The sequence below is a fragment of the Microbacterium sp. Soil_C_42 genome (assembly GCF_057656735.1).
This window is the reverse complement of record NZ_JBDGJU010000003.1, coordinates 206,488-214,594: the sequence shown is the minus strand read 5'-3', so window position 1 is coordinate 214,594 and position 8,107 is coordinate 206,488. Positions and strand designations below refer to the sequence as shown.

Annotated in this window: 8 protein-coding genes; 6 read left to right on the top strand and 2 right to left on the bottom strand. The window is 71.4% G+C overall.

The window, feature by feature from the left end:
• The 6 genes from mltG to AC3A46_RS03835 all read left to right on the top strand — a co-directional run.
• On the top strand, window positions 1–1,504 hold a 1,504-nt coding region (mltG, locus tag AC3A46_RS03860; protein ID WP_487663887.1), incomplete at its 5' end, for an endolytic transglycosylase MltG.
• Entirely contained in the window at window positions 1,498–2,349 is an 852-nt protein-coding gene (locus AC3A46_RS03855) for a shikimate dehydrogenase (RefSeq protein WP_487663886.1), read from the top strand. The genes mltG and AC3A46_RS03855, both read left to right, overlap by 7 nt.
• Window positions 2,350–2,379: 30 nt before the next feature.
• On the top strand, window positions 2,380–3,609 hold the full coding sequence (aroC, locus tag AC3A46_RS03850) for a chorismate synthase (protein WP_487663885.1): 1,230 nt from the start codon (window positions 2,380–2,382) through the stop codon (window positions 3,607–3,609).
• A complete protein-coding gene (locus AC3A46_RS03845; RefSeq protein ID WP_487663884.1) occupies window positions 3,593–4,126 on the top strand; it encodes a shikimate kinase in 534 nt (177 codons plus the stop codon). Before aroC ends, AC3A46_RS03845 begins: the two co-directional genes overlap by 17 nt.
• The gene (aroB, locus tag AC3A46_RS03840; RefSeq protein WP_487663883.1) at window positions 4,123–5,199 is read left to right on the top strand and encodes a 3-dehydroquinate synthase; all 1,077 of its coding nucleotides are present in this window, start codon (window positions 4,123–4,125) and stop codon (window positions 5,197–5,199) included. The genes AC3A46_RS03845 and aroB overlap by 4 nt, the downstream gene beginning before the upstream one ends.
• Window positions 5,196–5,729 (top strand): GNAT family N-acetyltransferase, encoded by a 534-nt coding sequence (locus AC3A46_RS03835; RefSeq protein ID WP_487663882.1) that lies wholly within the window; start codon window positions 5,196–5,198, stop codon window positions 5,727–5,729. The genes aroB and AC3A46_RS03835 overlap by 4 nt, the downstream gene beginning before the upstream one ends.
• Window positions 5,730–5,782: 53 nt before the next feature.
• On the opposite strand, the gene AC3A46_RS03830 is transcribed toward AC3A46_RS03835, so the two are convergent.
• Both AC3A46_RS03830 and AC3A46_RS03825 read right to left on the bottom strand, forming a co-directional pair.
• The gene (locus tag AC3A46_RS03830; protein ID WP_487663881.1) at window positions 5,783–7,108 is read right to left on the bottom strand and encodes an MFS transporter; all 1,326 of its coding nucleotides are present in this window, start codon (window positions 7,106–7,108) and stop codon (window positions 5,783–5,785) included.
• A 24-nt stretch (window positions 7,109–7,132) separates the two neighbouring features.
• Complete coding sequence (locus tag AC3A46_RS03825; protein ID WP_487663880.1) at window positions 7,133–8,008, bottom strand: shikimate dehydrogenase; 876 nt, start codon at window positions 8,006–8,008, stop codon at window positions 7,133–7,135.
• Between the last annotated feature and the right edge of the window lie 99 nt (window positions 8,009–8,107).

Genomic DNA, 8,107 nt, shown 5'->3' with positions numbered 1-8,107 from the left:
CGTCGTCGAGGCCGCTCCCGCCGCGGCCTCTGCCGCGGGGGCCCCGTCCGCCCAGCCGGCCCCGTCCGCCCAGCCGGCGCAGGGCAGCGGCTTCCAGCCGGTGCCGCTGCGCACCCCGCGCCCGACCACCGAGCCGATCGACGTCGAGGCCCACGTCGAAGACGACCCGTGGATCTTCGCATCGGCGGGCGTCAGCCCGGCGATGCCGTACAGCCGCGGAGGGGCCGCGCCGGCAGCCGCTCCCGCGCCCTCGATGGCGGCAGCTGCATCCGCAGGGCCCGCGCGGGAATCGGCCGACGAGCCCGTGCCCTCCACCGGTTCGCTCGAGGACCTCTTCAGCGGGTCGGCGTCCACGAGCGAGATCGGGCACGCCCCGCCGCCGCCGAACAAGAAGCGCCGGCGCATCGGCGGCTGGATCGCGCTCGGCGTCGTGCTGCTGATCCTCGGCGGCATCGCCGCCGGCGGCCTGTACGTCTGGAACACCTACGAAGACAAGATCCGCGAGGTGATGGGCTGGGAAGAGCCCAAGGACTACGAAGCGGGGCTGGCGAACGGCGAGACGTTCGTCACGATCGCCGAGGGCGACACCGGCTCGCCCATCTCGCAGTCGCTGTACGACGCAGGGGTGACGAAGACGCCCGACGCGTTCTACGACTTCCTCATCACGAGCGGGCAGAACCCCACCTTTCAGCCGGGGGTCTACAAGCTCCAGAAGCAGATGACGAGCGAAGCAGCCCTCGCCGCTCTCATGGATTCCGCCAACAAGCAGGAGTTCACCGCACAGATCCCCGAGGGCTACACCGTCGAGCAGACCCTCGCACGGATCTCGGAGGGGACCGGCATCCCGCTCGAAGAGCTCACCGCGGCGGCCGCCGACTCGTCCGCGTACGGCGTGCCCGCAGACCCGGACGTCGTCGCGGCAGGCGGACAGCCGCTCGAAGGCTGGCTCTTCCCGGCGACCTACACCTTCGACCCGACGGTCACCGCGCAGTCGGCCATCCAGACGCTCGTCGACCGCACCATCCAGTCGCTCGACGCCGCCGGCGTGCCGGCCGAGCGGCGCCAGGAGATCCTCACGACCGCCTCAGTCGTTCAGCGTGAGGCCAGCTCGGGTGCCGACATGCAGAAGGTGGCGCGCGTCATCCTCAACCGGCTGGACGCGAACAACCAGGAGACATTCGGCAAGCTCCAGATGGACTCCACGGCGCAGTACGGCTACGGCGAGATGCACGACGGCACGGTCAGTTCGTCCGAGGAGGCCCTCAACGATCCCAACCCGTGGAACACCTACGTCAACACGGGACTGCCCGTCGGCCCGATCGCCAACCCGGGAGACGTGGCGATCGACGCGGCGATGCATCCGGCGGACGGCCCCTGGCTCTACTTCGTGACGGTGAACCTCCTCACCGGCGAGACGCAGTTCAGCGCGACCTACAGCGAGCATCTGAAGTACGTCGAGCAGTGGCAGCAGTGGTGCCGCGACAACCCGGACCAGGGGTGCTGAACCCCCACGCGTCGCGCCTGGAGGTCTGGGGCGACCCGATCGCGCACAGCCGCTCGCCGCAGCTGCACGCCGCGGCGTACGACGTTCTCGGGCTCGGCTGGACCTACGGACGCCGTCAGGTGGACGAGGGGTCCTTCGCCGGCGAGCTCGCCGGGCTCGACGACGCCTGGCGGGGCCTGTCGCTCACGATGCCGCTCAAGGGCGTCGCGTTCGCGGCCGCGGCGGTGCTCGACCGCCGCGCCGAACTGACCGGCGCGGTCAATACGCTGCTGCTCGACACCGACGGCGCGCGCGGTTTCAACACCGACGTGGGCGGCATCGTCCGCGCCCTCGCCGACGACGGCATCGTGACGGTGCCGCGGGCGCGCATCGTCGGCGCCGGCGCCACCGCGACCTCGGCGCTCGTCGCCGTGTCCGAGCTCGGCGCGCGCGAGGTCGACGTGGTCGCCCGCCGCCCCGAGGCCGTCGCGCCGCTCGCCGACCTCGGCCGCCGCATCGGCATCGCCGTGACGCCCACGCCGTTCGCCGCATCCGTTCGTGCCGACGTGCCGCTCACGATCGCGACCCTGCCGGGCGACGCACCGGTTCCGGATGCCGCAGCCGACGCCCTCGCCCGCTCCGGCGGCCACCTGCTCGACGTCGTGTACGGGCACTGGCCGACGGCGCTGTCGGCCGCGTGGGAGCGCACGGGCGGCACCGCCCGATCGGGACTCGGGATGCTGCTGCACCAGGCCCTGCTGCAGATCCGGATCTTCCGGCACGGCGCCTCCGACACGCCCCTCGATCGCGAGGCGGAGGCGCTGGAGGCGATGCGCCAGGCGCTCGGGGAGCCCGCCGCGGCGTAACGGCCCCCCGGGGCGTGGGAGACTGGACCAATGCTCCGCGTGCTCACGGCCGGCGAATCGCACGGCCCCGAACTCGTCGCCGTCATGGAGGGCCTGCCTGCGGGCGTCCCCATCTCCCGCGCCGCGATCCAGGCGGATCTCGCGCGCCGCAAGCTCGGCTATGGCCGCGGTTCGCGGATGAAGTTCGAGGAGGACGAGCTCACGATCTCGTCCGGCGTCGTGCACGGCACGACCCTGGGCAGCCCCATCGCGCTGCGCATCGGCAACACCGAGTGGCCGAAATGGGTCGAGGTCATGAGCGCCGAGCCCGCGGACCTCACGGAGAAGTCCCGCGGACGCGGCGCCGCGCTCACGCGCCCCCGCCCGGGCCACGCCGACCTCGTCGGCATGCAGAAGTACGGCTTCGACGAGGCTCGCCCGATCCTCGAGCGCGCGAGTGCCCGCGAGACCGCCGCACGGGTCGCCCTCGGCGCACTCGCACGAGCGTTCCTGGCCGAGCTCGGCATCCGTCTCGTCAGCCACACCCTCTCGATCGGGCCGGTGCAGGTCCCCGAGGGCTCGGCGCTGCCGACTCCCGATGACGTCGACGCGCTCGACGCCGACCCGCTGCGCTGCTTCGACGCCGCCACGAGCGCGGCCATGGTCGCCGAGGTCGACGACGCCCGAAAGGACGGCGACACGCTGGGCGGCATCGTCGAGGTGCTCGCCTACGGGCTGCCCCCGGGGCTCGGCTCGCACGTGCACTGGGACCGCCGCCTCGACGCGAAGCTCGCGCAGGCGCTCATGAGCATCCAGGCCATCAAGGGCGTCGAGGTCGGCGACGGCTTCGAGACCACGCGCCGCCGCGGCTCCGCCGCGCACGACGAGCTGTTCGTCGCCGACGACGGCATCACGCGCTCGAGCGACAAGGCAGGCGGCACCGAGGGCGGCATGTCGACCGGCACGGTGTTGCGCGTGCGCGCCGGCATGAAGCCGATCGCCACGGTGCCGAAGGCGCTGCGCACGGTCGACGTCGCCACCGGCGACGCCGCATCGGCCCACCACCAGCGCTCTGACGTGTGCGCCGTGCCCGCAGCGGGCGTCGTCGCGGAGGCGATGGTCGCGGTCGTGCTGGCCGACGTCGTGCTCGAGAAGTTCGGGGGCGACAGCGTCGCCGAGACGCGCCGCAACATCGAGGGCTACCTCGCGGCGATCCCCGACGCGCTGCGCAGTGCGGCGGCCAGCGACGCCGGCCTCGCCGACCATGACAACGCCCGCTGACGCCGTCGTGCTCATCGGTCCCATGGGGGCCGGCAAGACGAGCATCGGCAAGAAGGTGGCGCGCGCGCTGAGCCTTCCGTTCTTCGACACCGACGCCGCGGTCGTCCGCGACCACGGACCGATCGACAAGCTGTTCGTGGAGCGCGGTGAGGCGCAGTTCCGCGCCGCCGAGCGCGCCGCCGTGGTCGAAGGACTCGCGAGCGGCGGGGTGGTCTCGCTGGGCGGCGGCGCCGTGCTGAACCCCGAGACGCGGGCCGACCTCGCCGGGCATCGCGTCGTGCTGCTCACCGTCTCCCCGCGCGTCGTCGCGGGCCGTGTCCGCGACTCGAACCGGCCGCTGCTGCAGGGCGGCGACGATGCGATCGAGCGCTGGACCGCGATCTTCGAAGAGCGCCGGCCCGTCTACGAGGAACTCGCCGACATCACCTTCGACACCTCCACCGGTCCGCTGCAGGACGTCGTCGACGCCCTGATCGCGTGGCTGCGTGGCGGGAACGACCAGGAGGACCCGAAGTGACGGATGCCACGACCATCACCGTGAGCGGAGACGCGAGCTACGACATCACCGTGGGACACGGCATCCTGTCGTCCGTGGGCGAGGCGCTGCCGCCCGCCGCGCGCAAGGTGCTCGTGATCCACCCGCCGACCCTCGCCGCCGAGGCGGAGCGCCTGCGCGCCCAGCTCATGGCCGATCGCGAGGTGCTTCTCGCCGAGATCCCCGACGCCGAAGCGGGAAAGCGCATCGAAGTGGCCGCTTTCTGCTGGCAGGTCATGGGCAAGGCGGACTTCACCCGCACCGACGCCGTCGTCGGGTTCGGCGGGGGAGCGGTGACCGACCTCGCCGGATTCGTGGCCGCGACGTGGCTGCGGGGCGTCGAGGTCGTGCAGGTGCCGACCACCGTGCTGGGCATGGTCGACGCCGCCGTCGGCGGCAAGACCGGAGTCAACACCGCCGAGGGCAAGAACCTCGTGGGCGCGTTCTGGACGCCGCGCACCGTGATCTGCGACCTCGACCTGCTCGACGGCCTGTCGCGCAACGAGCGCGTCGCCGGCTACGCCGAGGTCGTCAAGGCCGGCTTCATCTGGGCCCCCGAGATCCTCGAGCTGATCGAGGCCGACCCCGAGAACGCGGTCGACCCGCAGAGCGCCGCGTTCCGTCGCACCATCGAGCTCGCCATCGAGATGAAGGCGCGCGTCGTGGGGGAGGACCTCCGCGAGGCGGGCCTGCGCGAGATCCTCAACTACGGCCACACCCTGGGCCACGCGATCGAGCACGCCGAGCGCTACCGCTGGCGCCACGGCGCCGCGATCTCCGTGGGCATGGTCTTCGCCGCCGAGCTGTCGCGCCTCGCGGGCCGGCTTCCGGATGCCGCCGCCCAACGCCACCGCGACATCCTCGAGTCCCTCGGCCTGCCGACGAGCTACCGCGCCGGCGCGTGGCCGCAGCTGCTGTCGACCATGCAGCGCGACAAGAAGAGCCGCGGCGCAATGCTGCGATTCATCGTGCTCGACGACATCGCCAAGCCCACCGTGCTGCAGGCGCCGGACGAGTCGCTGCTCTTCGCCGCGTACCAGGAGGTCGCGGGGTGAGCAGTGTAGCCGTGCGCCGCGTCCGTCCCGATGAGTGGCAGGCGGTGCGCGAGCTGCGGCTCGAGTCCACGGGCGATCCCGACGCGAACATCGCGTTCCTTGAGACGCCGGCACAGGTCGCGGCCCGCACGGAGCAGTTCTGGCGCGAGCGCGCCGAGCTGGCCGCCGGGAGCGAGACGGCCGCGCAGTTCGTGGCGGTGGTGGACGACGTGTGGGTGGGCAGCCTCTCCGTGCTCATCCGCGCGACCGGGCAGACCGATCACCTGGGCCGCTTCGTCGACGACCGTCGGGCGGATGTCGTCGGGGTCTACGTCAACCCGGCTCATCGCGGCACGGGAGCGATCGACCTCCTGCTGGCCGCCGCCGCGGACTGGGTGACGTCGCTCGGGCTGACCCGGCTCAGCCTCGACGTGCACCGGGACAACCCCCGTGCCCAGGGGGCGTATCGCCGAGCGGGTTTCGTGCCCACGGGCGAGACGTTCACCAGCGTCATCGGTCCCGAGATCGTGATGGCCCGCCCGCTGCCGTGACCGCGAAGGCCCCGCCCCGCTCAGCGGGACGGGGCCTGTGACAGCCGCGGTGCTCAGTGAGTCGGCACGAGCGCCTCGTGCTTCTCGGAGCGCAGACCGAGCTCGGCCGTGGGGATGCCCTTCGACTCGCGTGCCGTGAGGGCGCTGACGGTCGCGATGAGCGAGATCACCGCGGTGAAGACGCTGATCACGACCCAGCCGCCCTCCTGCACGCCGCCCAGCGCCGTGACGATGGACGGGGCGAAGCCCGCCATGAGGAATCCGAGCTGCGTGCCGATCGCCATGCCCGAGAACCGCACGCGCGTGCTGAACATCTCGCCGTAGAACGACGGCCACACGGCGTTCGCGGCGGCATACCCGAACGAGAAGGTGAGCACTGCGAGCAGGAACGTGACGAACTCGTTCCCCGCCCCCATCGACAGCATGTAGAAGGGCATGAACACCGCTGACGAGAGCGCGCCGTAGATGAAGACCGGCTTGCGGCCGATGCGGTCGGCCAGAGCGGCGAACAGGGGCTGCGTGCCGATCGCGACGAGGTTCGCGACGACGACGAGCCAGAGCGTGATGGCGGCGTTGAGTCCGACCTCCACGCCGTACGCGATGGCGAGGTTGCCGAACACCGTCGAGACGGCGGCGATGAACGCGCAGCAGATGACACGGAGCACGTCGCGCCAGTGGTCGCGCAGAAGCGGGATGAGCGGCATCCGTGCGATCCTGCCCTCCGCCTTCGCCTGCTCGAACTCGGGCGTCTCGTGCAGCGTCCGCCGGATGAAGAAGGCCACCAGCACCACGACCGCACTCAGCCAGAACGGCACGCGCCAGCCCCACGTGTACTTGATCTCGTCAGGGAGCGCGACGACCGGGATGAAGATCAGTGCGGCGAGGATCTGGCCGCCCTGGGTTCCCGTGAGGGTCCATGACGTGAAGAAGGACCGGCGGTCGTCGGGCGCGTGCTCCAGCGTGAGCGACGACGCACCCGCCTGCTCGCCGGCGGCCGAGAGGCCCTGCATGAGCCGGCACAGCACCAGCAGCGCCGGGGCGGCCCAGCCGATCTGCTCGTAGCCCGGAAGGCAGCCGATCGTGAAGGTCGAGATCCCCATCAGCAGCAGGGTGAACATGAGGACCTTCTGCCGACCGATGCGGTCACCGAAGTGGCCGAGGATGACGGCGCCGACGGGCCGCGCGATGTAGGCGAAGCCGAACGTCGCGAACGACATGACGAGGGCGGCCTGATTGTCGGACGGGAAGAAGACGGTGGGGAAGATGAGCGCTGCGGCGGAGCCGAACAGGAAGAAGTCGTAGTACTCCACGGCGCTGCCCATGAAGCTGGCGACAGCCGCCTTCACGGGGGTCTTCCGCGTCGTTGCGGTGGTGGTCATCGGTCGTCCTTCTCTATGTGAGTGTCACGCCGGCACGGGGTGCGGAGCAACGAGGTCGTGGAAGTGGCGGATCATGCGGGCGGGGTCGGGCTGGTGGCCCGTGATGAGTCGGAAGGCGTCGACGGCCTGGTGGACCGCCATGCTTCCGCCGTCGAGCGTGGCGCAGCCGGCGTCGCGGGCAGCGCGCAGGAGCGCGGTGTCGAGGGGCCGGTAGACGATGTCGGCTACCCACAGCCCGGGCCGCAGCAGATCGGGGGAGAACGGCGTTCCGGGGTGCTCCTTCATGCCGGTCGGCGTGCAGTGCACCAGCCCCGAGGCCGACGCGAGGAGGTTCGGGAGCGCGTCCGTCGTGGCGTGGCCCACCTCGACCGCATGACGACGCGTCAGGTCGCCGGCCAGCTCCTCCGCCCGTTCGGCGTCGATGTCGACGACCGTCAGCCGGCGGGTCCCGACGCGGAGAAGGGCGTCTGCGACGGCGGAGCCGGCACCGCCCGCCCCCAGCAGCGTCACGTCATCGACCGACGCGCGCGGAAGGCCCGTGCGGAACGCCGTCTCGAATCCGGTGGTGTCGGTGTTGTGACCGACGAGCCCTTCGTCGGTGAAGAGCACGGTGTTGACCGACCCGAGCGCCTGGGCGAGCGGGTCGACGCGGTCGAGGTACTCGAGCACAAGACGCTTGCACGGGTGGGTCACATTGAGGGCGTCGAACCCGAGGCGACGCGCCCACGCGAGGATGTCCGGCAACTGGTCGGGCGCAAGGCCGAGAGTCGTCAGGTCGATCGTCCGGTACACGTAGTCGAGGCCGAGCGCACGGGCTTCGGCCATGTGCATAGCGGGCGTCAGGGAAGGGGTCACGCCCGTTCCGACGAGCCCGACGAGGTACGGCGGTGTCTGGCTCATGGCACTCCTTCGTCCGACCGGTACGGCTATGTACTAACTGGTACGTTCAGAGAAAACCACGAGAGAACGCCGATGTCAAGAGCGACCGCGTCCCGGGAT